A 19,850-nucleotide genomic window follows, 5' to 3' on the forward strand; every position below is an offset into this window, starting at 1 on the left:
ATTTTAAGGAATTCTCAGATCGGTTTTTTGTAAGAAAGTTAATAATGAGTTAGTCCCGTATTAATTGCTATTTTGCGTGTAATCAAACACCTGCTTTTATTTACATTTAATCGGGTATATATGTATTTTAAGGAATTTAATTTTTTTTTAATTTATTTTTTTTAGTTTTGCACAATATATTGTTAATAAAATTCCTTCATTTTGTATCGTGCTTTTTGTACGTAAAAAAAAAGCTGTTTTATTTTATTATTTTGCCCCAATTTATCATTAGAATAATTTAAATACCTACTATAAATTATGTACAAAACTACTTTAAAGATAGTGACTTTAAGGAAAATAATATTTTTTCTTATCTGTCTTCTGGTTTCCATAAATTCATATTCGCAATTTTACACTACGCATTATATTGCACCTGCTCCTTGGAATTATTATTCGGATGCAAATGCTCTTGTAATTTCGACACAATCAACTTCTACGGTTAATGTCACTATTAAAAAGAGTGATGGAACTACTGTTGCTACTATAAGTACAATTAGTGGGAGTCCAGCAGTATATAGGTTTGCAGGAAATCCTGTTGGGTTAAATTATTTAAGTCTAAATACAGTTTTAACAAATGCTGGATTAATAATTACAAGTAGTGCTCCAACACTTGTTAATTTGAGAAATATAGCTTCGGATAATATTCCTAATGTTAATGGGAATAATCCCGATAAATACATTAAAGGAAATGCTTCTTTGACAAGTTATGGTAATCCTGGAATTGGTATTAAGTTCAGAGTCGGGTACTATAGAAATGGGACATTAGGTCCATTTCAATGGGAAACGAGCATACAAAATCAATTGCCTACATACAGTGTTATGGCCATTGTAAACAACACTGTTGTAAAGTTAAATGGTACTACTTTAACCACTTTGCAAGCGGGTCAAAGTTATTTATTTAAAGCAGCAATTGGGTCTTTGGTTGAAACATCTGCAGGTGTCGTTATGAATACAGGGGCTATACTTGATAATCCTGATACATGTGGTGATGGTACATTATGTCAAATTCCTCCAGTAAGTGTTTTAGGTAAGGAATATTTCCTTGTAAGAACCCAAGGTTCTAATACAACTAATGGGATTCCAGTTACATCAGAGCAATCAACTATTGTAGCGAGTGAAGCTAATACCGTTGTTACAATAAGCAAATATGCTCTTAGTGGAAGTTTTATTAGCTCCAGCAATATAACCTTAGTTAATGCAGGAGATTTTTATACTTTTTATAATGGTGATGGTTCTACTCCCTATTCAGCGAATCGTATCCTTAGTGATAAAAAAGTAGCCGTATTCACTGGATCAGCTCAATTATGTGAAGTGGATATTAGTGCCATTTCTCCAACATCTGCCTGTGGAGGTTCTTACTTTGTTGAAACATCAAAGTTTAAAAAATACGACGATACTGATTTAACTTATTTTGGATATGTTTTAATTCAAAGTGCTACAGCTCCGGTTAATTTAAACGGTAGTAATATAGAGACAGCAGCAGTTGGTGCTAGAAGACAGTTAGGAAATACTGGTTGGTATCTTATTGATTTCACCAGTGCTCAAATTAATACGCCCAATAAAATAACGATATCATCAACTAGTAGAATTGTTGTTTCGCTAATTCAGCAAGGTGGTGGATTTTCAATGTCCGCATTCTTTTCAAACTTTGTGGAACAACCTAATACGCCAACGGTAACATACAAAACAAAAAATGGTTGTTCAAATGGTGAAGCACTCTTAACTGCTGATGCTGGTTTTGGACCATATCAATGGTATTTGAATGGGGTAGCTATATCTGGAGCAACATCAAATACATACACAGCATCACAAATTGGAGCTTATACTGTTGCAGCCACATTATCTTGTGGAGAAGTTGTTGAATCTCCTCCTGTTAATGTTGACTTATGTACTACTGATATTGCTGTTATAAAAGTAGCAAGTAATGAGACTCCGTATAAAGGAGGTACTATCACTTTTACAATAACTGCACAAAATTTAAGTACAGTTAATAATGCTTCAAATGTAGTTGTTAGTGATGTTATCCCATCTGGTTATACGCTAATTAGTGCAACTCCTTCAGCTGGGACTATTTCGTCGTCATCTACTTGGACTATAGGAACTTTAAACAAAAATAAAACGGAAACGTTAACAATAGTTGCCACTGTTAACCTTACAGGGAATTATGCTAACACAGCAACAATTACGACTGACAATATAGATCCGAATCCATATAATAATACTTCTACCTCTACACCTGTACCGATAAACACTCCAATTGACGCTATTGATGATGCAGGAACAACTGTAAACGGATTTGTAGGTGGGACTTCATTCACTAATGTACTTTCTAACGATACCTTAAACGGAGTATTAGTTGATCCAACTAAAGTGAATACGACTTTCGTGTCCTCAACTAACGCAGGAATCACCTTATCAGGAACTAATGTAGTTGTAGCAGCAGGAACACCAGCAGGGAACTACAGTTTAGTTTACAAAATTTGTGAGGTATTGAATCCAACAAATTGTGACCCAGCTACAGTAACTGTACCTGTTTCTGCAGCTGTGATTGACGCGATTAATGATACAGGAAGTTCAGTAAACGGATTTGTAGGTGGAACTTCATTCACTAATGTCTTGTCCAATGACACTTTAAATGGAGTAGCGGTTGTTGGTTCTAAAGTGAATACGACTTTCGTATCTTCAACTAACGCAGGAATCACCTTATCAGGAACAAATGTATTGGTAGCAGCTGGAACGCCAGCAGGAAACTACAGTTTAGTTTACAAAATTTGTGAGGTATTGAATCCAACAAATTGTGACCCAGCTACAGTAACTGTACCTGTTTCTGCAGCTGTGATTGACGCGATTAATGATACAGGAAGTTCAGTAAACGGATTTGTAGGTGGAACATCATTAACGAATGTACTTTCTAACGATACCTTAAACGGATCTTTGGTTGATCCAACTAAAGTGACTACAACATTTGTATCAGCAACCAATACAGGAATCACCTTATCAGGAACTAATGTAGTTGTAGCAGCAGGAACACCAGCAGGGAACTACAGTTTAGTTTACCAAATCTGTGAGAAATTAAATCCAACGAATTGTGATCAAGCTACAGTAACGGTAACAGTAACTAAAGCAGTTATCGATGCAATTGATGATGCAGGAGCAAGTGTAAACGGCTTCATAGGCGGAACATCATTAACGAATGTACTTTCTAACGATACCTTAAACGGATCTTTGGTTGATCCAACTAAAGTGACTACAACATTTGTATCAGCAACCAATACAGGAATCACCTTATCAGGAACTAATGTAGTTGTAGCAGCAGGAACACCAGCAGGGAACTACAGTTTAGTTTACCAAATCTGTGAGAAATTAAACCCAACGAATTGTGATCAAGCTACAGTAACGGTAACAGTAACTAAAGCAGTTATCGATGCAATTGATGATGCAGGAGCAAGTGTAAACGGCTTCATAGGCGGAACATCATTAACAAATGTACTTTCTAACGATACCTTAAACGGATCTTTGGTTGATCCAACTAAAGTGACTACAACATTTGTATCAGCAACCAATACAGGAATCACCTTATCAGGAACTAATGTAGTTGTAGCAGCAGGAACACCAGCAGGGAACTACAGTTTAGTTTACCAAATCTGTGAGAAATTAAACCCAACGAATTGTGATCAAGCTACAGTAACGGTAACAGTAACTAAAGCAGTTATCGATGCAATTGATGATGCAGGAGCAAGTGTAAACGGCTTCATAGGCGGAACATCATTAACAAATGTACTTTCTAACGATACCTTAAACGGATCTTTGGTTGATCCAACTAAAGTGACTACAACATTTGTATCAGCAACCAATACAGGAATCACCTTATCAGGAACTAATGTAGTTGTAGCAGCAGGAACACCAGCAGGAAACTACAGTTTAGTTTACCAAATCTGTGAGAAATTAAATCCAACGAATTGTGATCAAGCTACAGTAACGGTAACAGTAACTAAAGCAGTTATCGATGCAATTGATGATACAGGAGCAAGTGTAAACGGCTTCATAGGCGGAACATCATTAACGAATGTACTTTCTAACGATACCTTAAATGGATCTTTGGTTGATCCAACTAAAGTGACTACAACATTTGTATCAGCAACCAATACAGGAATCACCTTATCAGGAACTAATGTAGTTGTAGCAGCAGGAACACCAGCAGGGAACTACAGTTTAGTTTACCAAATCTGTGAGAAATTAAACCCAACGAATTGTGATCAAGCTACAGTAACGGTAACAGTAACTAAAGCAGTTATCGATGCAATTGATGATGCAGGAGCAAGTGTAAACGGCTTCATAGGCGGAACATCATTAACGAATGTACTTTCTAACGATACCTTAAACGGATCTTTGGTTGATCCAACTAAAGTGACTACAACATTTGTATCAGCAACCAATACAGGAATCACCTTATCAGGAACTAATGTAGTTGTAGCAGCAGGAACACCAGCAGGAAACTACAGTTTAGTTTACCAAATCTGTGAGAAATTAAATCCAACGAATTGTGATCAAGCTACAGTAACGGTAACAGTAACTAAAGCAGTTATCGATGCAATTGATGATACAGGAGCAAGTGTAAACGGCTTCATAGGCGGAACATCATTAACGAATGTACTTTCTAACGATACCTTAAACGGATCTTTGGTTGATCCAACTAAAGTGACTACAACATTTGTATCAGCAACCAATACAGGAATCACCTTATCAGGAACTAATGTAGTTGTAGCAGCAGGAACACCAGCAGGGAACTACAGTTTAGTTTACCAAATCTGTGAGAAATTAAATCCAACGAATTGTGATCAAGCTACAGTAACGGTAACAGTAACTAAAGCAGTTATCGATGCAATTGATGATGCAGGAGCAAGTGTAAACGGCTTCATAGGCGGAACATCATTAACGAATGTACTTTCTAACGATACCTTAAACGGAGCTTTGGTTGATCCAACTAAAGTGACTACAACATTTGTATCAGCAACCAATACAGGAATTACCTTATCAGGAACTAATGTAGTTGTAGCAGCAGGAACACCAGCAGGGAACTATAGTTTAGTTTACCAAATCTGTGAGAAATTAAACCCAACGAATTGTGATCAAGCTACAGTAACGGTAACAGTAACTAAAGCGATAATCGATGCAATTGATGATGCAGGAGCAAGTGTAAACGGCTTCATAGGCGGAACATCATTAACAAATGTACTTTCTAACGATACCTTAAACGGATCTTTGGTTGATCCAACTAAAGTGACTACAACATTTGTATCAGCAACCAATACAGGAATCACCTTATCAGGAACTAATGTAGTTGTAGCAGCAGGAACACCAGCAGGGAACTACAGTTTAGTTTACCAAATCTGTGAGAAATTAAATCCAACGAATTGTGATCAAGCTACAGTAACGGTAACAGTAACTAAAGCAGTTATCGATGCAATTGATGATGCAGGAGCAAGTGTAAACGGCTTCATAGGCGGAACATCATTAACGAATGTACTTTCTAACGATACCTTAAACGGATCTTTGGTTGATCCAACTAAAGTGACTACAACATTTGTATCAGCAACCAATACAGGAATCACCTTATCAGGAACTAATGTAGTTGTAGCAGCAGGAACACCAGCAGGGAACTACAGTTTAGTTTACCAAATCTGTGAGAAATTAAACCCAACGAATTGTGATCAAGCTACAGTAACGGTAACAGTAACTAAAGCAGTTATCGATGCAATTGATGATGCAGGAGCAAGTGTAAACGGCTTCATAGGCGGAACATCATTAACGAATGTACTTTCTAACGATACCTTAAACGGATCTTTGGTTGATCCAACTAAAGTGACTACAACATTTGTATCAGCAACCAATACAGGAATCACCTTATCAGGAACTAATGTAGTTGTAGCAGCAGGAACACCAGCAGGGAACTACAGTTTAGTTTACCAAATCTGTGAGAAATTAAACCCAACGAATTGTGATCAAGCTACAGTAACGGTAACAGTAACTAAAGCAGTTATCGATGCAATTGATGATGCAGGAGCAAGTGTAAACGGCTTCATAGGCGGAACATCATTAACGAATGTACTTTCTAACGATACCTTAAACGGATCTTTGGTTGATCCAACTAAAGTGACTACAACATTTGTATCAGCAACCAATACAGGAATCACCTTATCAGGAACTAATGTAGTTGTAGCAGCAGGAACACCAGCAGGGAACTACAGTTTAGTTTACCAAATCTGTGAGAAATTAAATCCAACGAATTGTGATCAAGCTACAGTAACGGTAACAGTAACTAAAGCAGTTATCGATGCAATTGATGATGCAGGAGCAAGTGTAAACGGCTTCATAGGCGGAACATCATTAACGAATGTACTTTCTAACGATACCTTAAACGGATCTTTGGTTGATCCAACTAAAGTGACTACAACATTTGTATCAGCAACCAATACAGGAATCACCTTATCAGGAACTAATGTAGTTGTAGCAGCAGGAACACCAGCAGGGAACTACAGTTTAGTTTACCAAATCTGTGAGAAATTAAACCCAACGAATTGTGATCAAGCTACAGTAACGGTAACAGTAACTAAAGCAGTTATCGATGCAATTGATGATGCAGGAGCAAGTGTAAACGGCTTCATAGGCGGAACATCATTAACGAATGTACTTTCTAACGATACCTTAAACGGATCTTTGGTTGATCCAACTAAAGTGACTACAACATTTGTATCAGCAACCAATACAGGAATCACCTTATCAGGAACTAATGTAGTTGTAGCAGCAGGAACACCAGCAGGGAACTACAGTTTAGTTTACCAAATCTGTGAGAAATTAAACCCAACGAATTGTGATCAAGCTACAGTAACGGTAACAGTAACTAAAGCAGTTATCGATGCAATTGATGATGCAGGAGCAAGTGTAAACGGCTTCATAGGCGGAACATCATTAACGAATGTACTTTCTAACGATACCTTAAACGGATCTTTGGTTGATCCAACTAAAGTGACTACAACATTTGTATCAGCAACCAATACAGGAATCACCTTATCAGGAACTAATGTAGTTGTAGCAGCAGGAACACCAGCAGGGAACTATAGTTTAGTTTACCAAATCTGTGAGAAATTAAACCCAACGAATTGTGATCAAGCTACAGTAACGGTAACAGTAACTAAAGCGATAATCGATGCAATTGATGATGCAGGAGCAAGTGTAAACGGCTTCATAGGCGGAACATCATTAACAAATGTACTTTCTAACGATACCTTAAACGGATCTTTGGTTGATCCAACTAAAGTGACTACAACATTTGTATCAGCAACCAATACAGGAATCACCTTATCAGGAACTAATGTAGTTGTAGCAGCAGGAACACCAGCAGGGAACTACAGTTTAGTTTACCAAATCTGTGAGAAATTAAACCCAACGAATTGTGATCAAGCTACAGTAACGGTAACAGTAACTAAAGCGATAATCGATGCAATTGATGATGCAGGAGCAAGTGTAAACGGCTTCATAGGCGGAACATCATTAACAAATGTACTTTCTAACGATACCTTAAACGGATCTTTGGTTGATCCAACTAAAGTGACTACAACATTTGTATCAGCAACCAATACAGGAATCACCTTATCAGGAACTAATGTAGTTGTAGCAGCAGGAACACCAGCAGGAAACTACAGTTTAGTTTACCAAATCTGTGAGAAATTAAATCCAACGAATTGTGATCAAGCTACAGTAACGGTAACAGTAACTAAAGCAGTTATCGATGCAATTGATGATGCAGGAGCAAGTGTAAACGGCTTCATAGGCGGAACATCATTAACAAATGTACTTTCTAACGATACCTTAAACGGATCTTTGGTTGATCCAACTAAAGTGACTACAACATTTGTATCAGCAACCAATACAGGAATCACCTTATCAGGAACTAATGTAGTTGTAGCAGCAGGAACACCAGCAGGGAACTATAGTTTAGTTTACCAAATCTGTGAGAAATTAAACCCAACGAATTGTGATCAAGCTACAGTAACGGTAACAGTAACTAAAGCGATAATCGATGCAATTGATGATGCAGGAGCAAGTGTAAACGGCTTCATAGGCGGAACATCATTAACAAATGTACTTTCTAACGATACCTTAAACGGATCTTTGGTTGATCCAACTAAAGTGACTACAACATTTGTATCAGCAACCAATACAGGAATCACCTTATCAGGAACTAATGTAGTTGTAGCAGCAGGAACACCAGCAGGGAACTATAGTTTAGTTTACCAAATCTGTGAGAAATTAAACCCAACGAATTGTGATCAAGCTACAGTAACGGTAACAGTAACTAAAGCGATAATCGATGCAATTGATGATGCAGGAGCAAGTGTAAACGGCTTCATAGGCGGAACATCATTAACAAATGTACTTTCTAACGATACCTTAAACGGATCTTTGGTTGATCCAACTAAAGTGACTACAACATTTGTATCAGCAACCAATACAGGAATTACCTTATCAGGAACTAATGTAGTTGTAGCAGCAGGAACACCAGCAGGAAACTACAGTTTAGTTTACCAAATCTGTGAAAAACTAAACCCAAGCAATTGTGATACCGCTACGGTAACAGTAACCGTTGGAAAAGCGATAATCGATGCAATTGACGATGTGGTTGCCGGTCCAATCAATGGAAAAGACGGAGGAGATGCAGGGATCAATGTATTGACTAATGATACCTTAAATGGAGTAAAAGTAGTTCCAGCAGATGTAGTAATAACATCGACAGCGACTACCGCCTTAAGCGTAAACACCGACGGAAGCGTAAGTGTTGCTGCAGGAACACCAGCAGGAGAGTACACGATACAATACACGATTTGTGAAAAACTAAACCCAAGCAATTGCGATACCGCTACGGTAACAGTAACCGTTGGAAAAGCGATAATCGATGCAATTGACGATGTGGTTGCCGGTCCAATCAATGGAAAAGACGGAGGAGATGCAGGGATCAATGTATTGGATAATGACACCTTAAATGGAGTAAAAGTAGTTCCAGCAGATGTAGTAATAACATCGACAGCGACTACCGCCTTAAGCGTAAACACCGACGGAAGCGTAAGTGTTGCTGCAGGAACACCAGCAGGAGAGTACACGATACAATACACGATTTGTGAAAAACTAAACCCAAGCAATTGTGATACCGCTACGGTAACAGTAACCGTTGGAAAAGCGATAATCGATGCAATTGACGATGTGGTTGCCGGTCCAATCAATGGAAAAGACGGAGGAGATGCAGGGATCAATGTATTGACTAATGATACCTTAAATGGAGTAAAAGTAGTTCCAGCAGATGTAGTAATAACATCGACAGCGACTACCGCCTTAATCGTAAACACCGACGGAAGCGTAAGTGTTGCTGCAGGAACACCAGCAGGAGAGTACACGATACAATACACGATTTGTGAAAAACTAAACCCAAGCAATTGTGATACCGCTACGGTAACAGTAACCGTTGGAAAAGCGATAATCGATGCAATTGACGATGTGGTTGCCGGTCCAATCAATGGAAAAGACGGAGGAGACGCAGGGATCAATGTATTGGATAATGACACCTTAAATGGAGTAAAAGTAGTTCCAGCAGATGTAGTAATAACATCGACAGCGACTACCGCCTTAAGCGTAAACACCGACGGAAGCGTAAGTGTTGCTGCAGGAACACCAGCAGGAGAGTACACGATACAATACACGATTTGTGAAAAACTAAACCCAAGCAATTGTGATACCGCTACGGTAACAGTAACCGTTGGAAAAGCGATAATCGATGCAATTGACGATGTGGTTGCCGGTCCAATCAATGGAAAAGACGGAGGAGACGCAGGGATCAATGTATTGGATAATGACACCTTAAATGGAGTAAAAGTAGTTCCAGCAGATGTAGTAATAACATCGACAGCGACTACCGCCTTAAGCGTAAACACCGACGGAAGCGTAAGTGTTGCTGCAGGAACACCAGCAGGAGAGTACACGATACAATACACGATTTGTGAAAAACTAAACCCAAGCAATTGTGATACCGCTACGGTAACAGTAACCGTTGGAAAAGCGATAATCGATGCAATTGACGATGTGGTTGCCGGTCCAATCAATGGAAAAGACGGAGGAGATGCAGGGATCAATGTATTGGATAATGACACCTTAAATGGAGTAAAAGTAGTTCCAGCAGATGTAGTAATAACATCGACAGCGACTACCGCCTTAAGCGTAAACACCGACGGAAGCGTAAGTGTTGCTGCAGGAACACCAGCAGGAGAGTACACGATACAATACACGATTTGTGAAAAACTAAACCCAAGCAATTGCGATACCGCTACGGTAACAGTAACCGTTGGAAAAGCGATAATCGATGCAATTGACGATGTGGTTGCCGGTCCAATCAATGGAAAAGACGGAGGAGATGCAGGGATCAATGTATTGACTAATGATACCTTAAATGGAGTAAAAGTAGTTCCAGCAGATGTAGTAATAACATCGACAGCGACTACCGCCTTAAGCGTAAACACCGACGGAAGCGTAAGTGTTGCTGCAGGAACACCAGCAGGAGAGTACACGATACAATACACGATTTGTGAAAAACTAAACCCAAGCAATTGTGATACCGCTACGGTAACAGTAACCGTTGGAAAAGCGATAATCGATGCAATTGACGATGTGGTTGCCGGTCCAATCAATGGAAAAGACGGAGGAGACGCAGGGATCAATGTATTGGATAATGACACCTTAAATGGAGTAAAAGTAGTTCCAGCAGATGTAGTAATAACATCGACAGCGACTACCGCCTTAAGCGTAAACACCGACGGAAGCGTAAGTGTTGCTGCAGGAACACCAGCAGGAGAGTACACGATACAATACACGATTTGTGAAAAACTAAACCCAAGCAATTGCGATACCGCTACGGTAACAGTAACCGTTGGAAAAGCGATAATCGATGCAATTGACGATGTGGTTGCCGGTCCAATCAATGGAAAAGACGGAGGAGATGCAGGGATCAATGTATTGACTAATGATACCTTAAATGGAGTAAAAGTAGTTCCAGCAGATGTAGTAATAACATCGACAGCGACTACCGCCTTAAGCGTAAACACCGACGGAAGCGTAAGTGTTGCTGCAGGAACACCAGCAGGAGAGTACACGATACAATACACGATTTGTGAAAAACTAAACCCAAGCAATTGCGATACCGCTACGGTAACAGTAACCGTTGGAAAAGCGATAATCGATGCAATTGACGATGTGGTTGCCGGTCCAATCAATGGAAAAGACGGAGGAGACGCAGGAATCAATGTATTGACTAATGACACCTTAAATGGAGTAAAAGTAGTTCCAGCAGATGTAGTAATAACATCGACAGCGACTACCGCCTTAAGCGTAAACACCGACGGAACAGTAAGTATTGCACCAAATACACCAGCGGGAGAGTACACGATACAATACACGATTTGTGAAAAACTAAACCCAAGCAATTGTGATACCGCTACGGTAACAGTAACCGTTGGAAAAGCGATAATCGATGCAATTGACGATGTGGTTGCCGGTCCAATCAATGGAAAAGACGGAGGAGATGCAGGGATCAATGTATTGGATAATGACACCTTAAATGGAGTAAAAGTAGTTCCAGCAGATGTAGTAATAACATCGACAGCGACTACCGCCTTAAGCGTAAACACCGACGGAAGCGTAAGTGTTGCTGCAGGAACACCAGCAGGAGAGTACACGATACAATACACGATTTGTGAAAAACTAAACCCAAGCAATTGTGATACCGCTACGGTAACAGTAACCGTTGGAAAAGCGATAATCGATGCAATTGACGATGTGGTTGCCGGTCCAATCAATGGAAAAGACGGAGGAGACGCAGGAATCAATGTATTGACTAATGATACCTTAAATGGAGTAAAAGTAGTTCCAGCAGATGTAGTAATAACATCGACAGCGACTACCGCCTTAAGCGTAAACACCGACGGAAGCGTAAGTGTTGCTGCAGGAACACCAGCAGGAGAGTACACGATACAATACACGATTTGTGAAAAACTAAACCCAAGCAATTGTGATACCGCTACGGTAACAGTAACCGTTGGAAAAGCGATAATCGATGCAATTGACGATGTGGTTGCCGGTCCAATCAATGGAAAAGACGGAGGAGACGCAGGGATCAATGTATTGGATAATGACACCTTAAATGGAGTAAAAGTAGTTCCAGCAGATGTAGTAATAACATCGACAGCGACTACCGCCTTAAGCGTAAACACCGACGGAAGCGTAAGTGTTGCTGCAGGAACACCAGCAGGAGAGTACACGATACAATACACGATTTGTGAAAAACTAAACCCAAGCAATTGTGATACCGCTACGGTAACAGTAACCGTTGGAAAAGCGATAATCGATGCAATTGACGATGTGGTTGCCGGTCCAATCAATGGAAAAGACGGAGGAGACGCAGGGATCAATGTATTGACTAATGATACCTTAAATGGAGTAAAAGTAGTTCCAGCAGATGTAGTAATAACATCGACAGCGACTACCGCCTTAAGCGTAAACACCGACGGAAGCGTAAGTGTTGCTGCAGGAACACCAGCAGGAGAGTACACGATACAATACACGATTTGTGAAAAACTAAACCCAAGCAATTGTGATACCGCTACGGTAACAGTAACCGTTGGAAAAGCGATAATCGATGCAATTGACGATGTGGTTGCCGGTCCAATCAATGGAAAAGACGGAGGAGACGCAGGAATCAATGTATTGACTAATGATACCTTAAATGGAGTAAAAGTAGTTCCAGCAGATGTAGTAATAACATCGACAGCGACTACCGCCTTAAGCGTAAACACCGACGGAAGCGTAAGTGTTGCTGCAGGAACACCAGCAGGAGAGTACACGATACAATACACGATTTGTGAAAAACTAAACCCAAGCAATTGTGATACCGCTACGGTAACAGTAACCGTTGGAAAAGCGATAATCGATGCAATTGACGATGTGGTTGCCGGTCCAATCAATGGAAAAGACGGAGGAGATGCAGGGATCAATGTATTGGATAATGACACCTTAAATGGAGTAAAAGTAGTTCCAGCAGATGTAGTAATAACATCGACAGCGACTACCGCCTTAAGCGTAAACACCGACGGAAGCGTAAGTGTTGCTGCAGGAACACCAGCAGGAGAGTACACGATACAATACACGATTTGTGAAAAACTAAACCCAAGCAATTGCGATACCGCTACGGTAACAGTAACCGTTGGAAAAGCGATAATCGATGCAATTGACGATGTGGTTGCCGGTCCAATCAATGGAAAAGACGGAGGAGATGCAGGGATCAATGTATTGACTAATGATACCTTAAATGGAGTAAAAGTAGTTCCAGCAGATGTAGTAATAACATCGACAGCGACTACCGCCTTAAGCGTAAACACCGACGGAAGCGTAAGTGTTGCTGCAGGAACACCAGCAGGAGAGTACACGATACAATACACGATTTGTGAAAAACTAAACCCAAGCAATTGTGATACCGCTACGGTAACAGTAACCGTTGGAAAAGCGATAATCGATGCAATTGACGATGTGGTTGCCGGTCCAATCAATGGAAAAGACGGAGGAGACGCAGGAATCAATGTATTGGATAATGACACCTTAAATGGAGTAAAAGTAGTTCCAGCAGATGTAGTAATTACATCGACAGCGACTACCGCCTTAAGCGTAAACACCGACGGAAGCGTGAGTGTTGCTGCAGGAACACCAGCAGGAGAGTACACGATACAATACACGATTTGTGAAAAACTAAACCCAAGCAATTGTGATACCGCTACGGTAACAGTAACCGTTGGAAAAGCGATAATCGATGCAATTGACGATGTGGTTGCCGGTCCAATCAATGGAAAAGACGGAGGAGACGCAGGAATCAATGTATTGACTAATGATACCTTAAATGGAGTAAAAGTAGTTCCAGCAGATGTAGTAATTACATCGACAGCGACTACCGCCTTAAGCGTAAACACCGACGGAAGCGTAAGTGTTGCTGCAGGAACACCAGCAGGAGAGTACACGATACAATACACGATTTGTGAAAAACTAAACCCAAGCAATTGCGATACCGCTACGGTAACAGTAACCGTTGGAAAAGCGATAATCGATGCAATTGACGATGTGGTTGCCGGTCCAATCAATGGAAAAGACGGAGGAGATGCAGGGATCAATGTATTGACTAATGATACCTTAAATGGAGTAAAAGTAGTTCCAGCAGATGTAGTAATAACATCGACAGCGACTACCGCCTTAAGCGTAAACACCGACGGAAGCGTAAGTGTTGCTGCAGGAACACCAGCAGGAGAGTACACGATACAATACACGATTTGTGAAAAACTAAACCCAAGCAATTGTGATACCGCTACGGTAACAGTAACCGTTGGAAAAGCGATAATCGATGCAATTGACGATGTGGTTGCCGGTCCAATCAATGGAAAAGACGGAGGAGACGCAGGAATCAATGTATTGACTAATGATACCTTAAATGGAGTAAAAGTAGTTCCAGCAGATGTAGTAATAACATCGACAGCGACTACCGCCTTAAGCGTAAACACCGACGGAAGCGTAAGTGTTGCTGCAGGAACACCAGCAGGAGAGTACACGATACAATACACGATTTGTGAAAAACTAAACCCAAGCAATTGTGATACCGCTACGGTAACAGTAACCGTTGGAAAAGCGATAATCGATGCAATTGACGATGTGGTTGCCGGTCCAATCAATGGAAAAGACGGAGGAGATGCAGGGATCAATGTATTGGATAATGACACCTTAAATGGAGTAAAAGTAGTTCCAGCAGATGTAGTAATAACATCGACAGCGACTACCGCCTTAAGCGTAAACACCGACGGAAGCGTAAGTGTTGCTGCAGGAACACCAGCAGGAGAGTACACGATACAATACACGATTTGTGAAAAACTAAACCCAAGCAATTGCGATACCGCTACGGTAACAGTAACCGTTGGAAAAGCGATAATCGATGCAATTGACGATGTGGTTGCCGGTCCAATCAATGGAAAAGACGGAGGAGATGCAGGGATCAATGTATTGACTAATGATACCTTAAATGGAGTAAAAGTAGTTCCAGCAGATGTAGTAATAACATCGACAGCGACTACCGCCTTAAGCGTAAACACCGACGGAAGCGTAAGTGTTGCTGCAGGAACACCAGCAGGAGAGTACACGATACAATACACGATTTGTGAAAAACTAAACCCAAGCAATTGTGATACCGCTACGGTAACAGTAACCGTTGGAAAAGCGATAATCGATGCAATTGACGATGTGGTTGCCGGTCCAATCAATGGAAAAGACGGAGGAGACGCAGGGATCAATGTATTGGATAATGACACCTTAAATGGAGTAAAAGTAGTTCCAGCAGATGTAGTAATAACATCGACAGCGACTACCGCCTTAAGCGTAAACACCGACGGAAGCGTAAGTGTTGCTGCAGGAACACCAGCAGGAGAGTACACGATACAATACACGATTTGTGAAAAACTAAACCCAAGCAATTGCGATACCGCTACGGTAACAGTAACCGTTGGAAAAGCGATAATCGATGCAATTGACGATGTGGTTGCCGGTCCAATCAATGGAAAAGACGGAGGAGATGCAGGGATCAATGTATTGACTAATGATACCTTAAATGGAGTAAAAGTAGTTCCAGCAGATGTAGTAATAACATCGACAGCGACTACCGCCTTAAGCGTAAACACCGACGGAAGCGTAAGTGTTGCTGCAGGAACACCAGCAGGAGAGTACACGATACAATACACGATTTGTGAAAAACTAAACCCAAGCAATTGCGATACCGCTACGGTAACAGTAACCGTTGGAAAAGCGATAATCGATGCAATTGACGATGTGGTTGCCGGTCCAATCAATGGAAAAGACGGAGGAGACGCAGGAATCAATGTATTGACTAATGATACCTTAAATGGAGTAAAAGTAGTTCCAGCAGATGTAGTAATAACATCGACAGCGACTACCGCCTTAAGCGTAAACACCGACGGAAGCGTAAGTGTTGCTGCAGGAACACCAGCAGGAGAGTACACGATACAATACACGATTTGTGAAAAACTAAACCCAAGCAATTGCGATACCGCTACGGTAACAGTAACCGTTGGAAAAGCGATAATCGATGCAATTGACGATGTGGTTGCCGGTCCAATCAATGGAAAAGACGGAGGAGACGCAGGGATCAATGTATTGACTAATGATACCTTAAATGGAGTAAAAGTAGTTCCAGCAGATGTAGTAATAACATCGACAGCGACTACCGCCTTAAGCGTAAACACCGACGGAAGCGTAAGTGTTGCTGCAGGAACACCAGCAGGAGAGTACACGATACAATACACGATTTGTGAAAAACTAAACCCAAGCAATTGCGATACCGCTACGGTAACAGTAACCGTTGGAAAAGCGATAATCGATGCAATTGACGATGTGGTTGCCGGTCCAATCAATGGAAAAGACGGAGGAGACGCAGGGATCAATGTATTGGATAATGACACCTTAAATGGAGTAAAAGTAGTTCCAGCAGATGTAGTAATAACATCGACAGCGACTACCGCCTTAAGCGTAAACACCGACGGAAGCGTAAGTGTTGCTGCAGGAACACCAGCAGGAGAGTACACGATACAATACACGATTTGTGAAAAACTAAACCCAAGCAATTGCGATACCGCTACGGTAACAGTAACCGTTGGAAAAGCGATAATCGATGCAATTGACGATGTGGTTGCCGGTCCAATCAATGGAAAAGACGGAGGAGATGCAGGGATCAATGTATTGACTAATGATACCTTAAATGGAGTAAAAGTAGTTCCAGCAGATGTAGTAATAACATCGACAGCGACTACCGCCTTAAGCGTAAACACCGACGGAAGCGTAAGTGTTGCTGCAGGAACACCAGCAGGAGAGTACACGATACAATACACGATTTGTGAAAAACTAAACCCAAGCAATTGTGATACCGCTACGGTAACAGTAACCGTTGGAAAAGCGATAATCGATGCAATTGACGATGTGGTTGCCGGTCCAATCAATGGAAAAGACGGAGGAGATGCAGGGATCAATGTATTGGATAATGACACCTTAAATGGAGTAAAAGTAGTTCCAGCAGATGTAGTAATAACATCGACAGCGACTACCGCCTTAAGCGTAAACACCGACGGAAGCGTAAGTGTTGCTGCAGGAACACCAGCAGGAGAGTACACGATACAATACACGATTTGTGAAAAACTAAACCCAAGCAATTGTGATACCGCTACGGTAACAGTAACCGTTGGAAAAGCGATAATCGATGCAATTGACGATGTGGTTGCCGGTCCAATCAATGGAAAAGACGGAGGAGATGCAGGGATCAATGTATTGGATAATGACACCTTAAATGGAGTAAAAGTAGTTCCAGCAGATGTAGTAATAACATCGACAGCGACTACCGCCTTAAGCGTAAACACCGACGGAAGCGTAAGTGTTGCTGCAGGAACACCAGCAGGAGAGTACACGATACAATACACGATTTGTGAAAAACTAAACCCAAGCAATTGCGATACCGCTACGGTAACAGTAACCGTTGGAAAAGCGATAATCGATGCAATTGACGATGTGGTTGCCGGTCCAATCAATGGAAAAGACGGAGGAGACGCAGGGATCAATGTATTGATTAATGATACCTTAAATGGAGTAAAAGTAGTTCCAGCAGATGTAGTAATAACATCGACAGCGACTACCGCCTTAAGCGTAAACACCGACGGAAGCGTAAGTGTTGCTGCAGGAACACCAGCAGGAGAGTACACGATACAATACACGATTTGTGAAAAACTAAACCCAAGCAATTGTGATACCGCTACGGTAACAGTACATGTAGTTGCAGCACCAATCGATGCAGTATCAGATATTGGAGGTCCAATCAATGGAGCAACGGGTGGAACAGTACCAAGTGTATTGACAAACGATACCTTAAACGGGGTACCAGTTAATCCATCAGATGTTGTATTGACAAGCACGCCAAACGGACCATTAACAGTAAATGCAGATGGAACAGTAAGTATTGCACCAAATACACCAGCGGGAGATTATACAGTACCATATACTATCTGTGAGGTATTGAACCCAACGAATTGTGATACGGCTACGGTAACAGTACATGTAGTTGCAGCACCAATCGATGCAGTATCAGATAACGGAGGTCCAATCAATGGAGCAACGGGTGGAACAGTACAAAGTGTATTGACAAACGATACCTTAAACGGGGTACCAGTTAAACCATCAGATGTTGTATTGACAAGCACGCCAAACGGACCATTAACAGTAAATGCAGATGGAACAGTAAGTATTGCACCAAATACACCAGCGGGAGATTATACAGTACCATATACTATCTGTGAGGTATTGAACCCAACGAATTGTGATACCGCTACGGTAACAGTACATGTAGTTGCAGCACCAATCGATGCAGTAGCTGATGTTGCAGGTCCAATCAATGGAACAACGGGCGGAATAGTACCAAGTGTATTGACAAACGATACCTTAAACGGGGTACCAGTTAATCCATCAGATGTTGTATTGATAAGCACGCCAAACGGACCATTAACAATAAATGCAGATGGAACAGTAAGTATTGCACCAAATACACCAGCGGGAGACTATACAGTACCATATACTATCTGTGAGGTATTGAACCCAACGAATTGTGATACGGCTACGGTAACAGTACATGTAGTTGCAGCACCAATCGATGCAGTAGCTGATGTTGCAGGCCCAATCAATGGAACAACAGGTGGAACAGTACCAAGTGTATTGACAAACGATACCTTAAACGGGGTACCAGTTAATCCATCAGATGTTGTATTGACAAGCACGCCAAACGGACCATTAACAGTAAATGCAGATGGAACAGTAAGTATTGCACCAAATACACCAGCGGGAGACTATACAGTAACATATACTATCTGTGAGGTATTGAACCCAACGAATTGTGATACGGCTACAGTAACTGTAACCGTGGCTGCAGGTCAAACGGAGTCACCAAGTATTTCAATTATAAAAACTGGAGTTTTCAACGATAGCAATAATGATGGGTTTGCTCAAGTAGGAGAGACAATATCTTATAGTTTCCTTATCACTAATACTGGAAATATGGCTCTTTCTAATGTCACTGTTACAGATAATCTGACAGGATTGATTTTAACAGGTAGTCCAATAGTTAGCTTAGGTGCTGGTGAAACCAATAACACAGCATATAGTGGTGTTTATCCTGTAACGTTAAGAGATATTCAACTTGGATTAGTTACAAACTATGCGAATGTAACAGGGTCAATTTTAAATGGAACTATTGTGAAAGACGATACACAAATTGAAACGAAACTTAATGAAGAACCAATTGTTTTACCAGCTTTAGAATGTGTTATAGAAGTGTTTAATGCAGTGTCTCCTAATGGCGATGGTAATAATGATTTCTTTAGAATTGATGGTCTAGAATGTTATCCTGAAAATAAGGTTGAGATCTATAACCGTTGGGGAGTTCTTGTATTTGAAAGAGTTGGTTACAATAACACTGATAAATCATTTAAAGGTTTCTCAGAAGGGCGTGTAACTATTAGCCAATCAGAAGGATTACCTACAGGTACTTATTATTATATTTTGAAATATAAAGATAACGATGCTATAGGTCATGAAAAAGCTGGATATTTGTATTTAAATAGATAAATCTATTCCCT

At 40.8% G+C, this 19,850-nt stretch carries 1 protein-coding gene; it reads left to right on the forward strand.

Annotated features, from left to right (window positions below):
- Window positions 1–297 precede the first annotated feature (297 nt).
- Window positions 298–19,839, forward strand: coding sequence for a gliding motility-associated C-terminal domain-containing protein (locus tag AB3G39_RS03865; RefSeq protein ID WP_369769702.1), 19,542 nt, complete (start codon window positions 298–300; stop codon window positions 19,837–19,839).
- Window positions 19,840–19,850 lie beyond the last annotated feature (11 nt).

The organism is Flavobacterium sp. WC2416, assembly GCF_041200095.1.
In the GTDB taxonomy this organism is placed as follows: domain Bacteria; phylum Bacteroidota; class Bacteroidia; order Flavobacteriales; family Flavobacteriaceae; genus Flavobacterium.

Bases quoted from the DNA above. Each gene is read 5' to 3' on its own strand.
- AB3G39_RS03865 (WP_369769702.1), top strand. From the start codon at position 298: ATGTACAAAACTACTTTAAAGATAGTGACTTTAAGGAAAATAATATTT.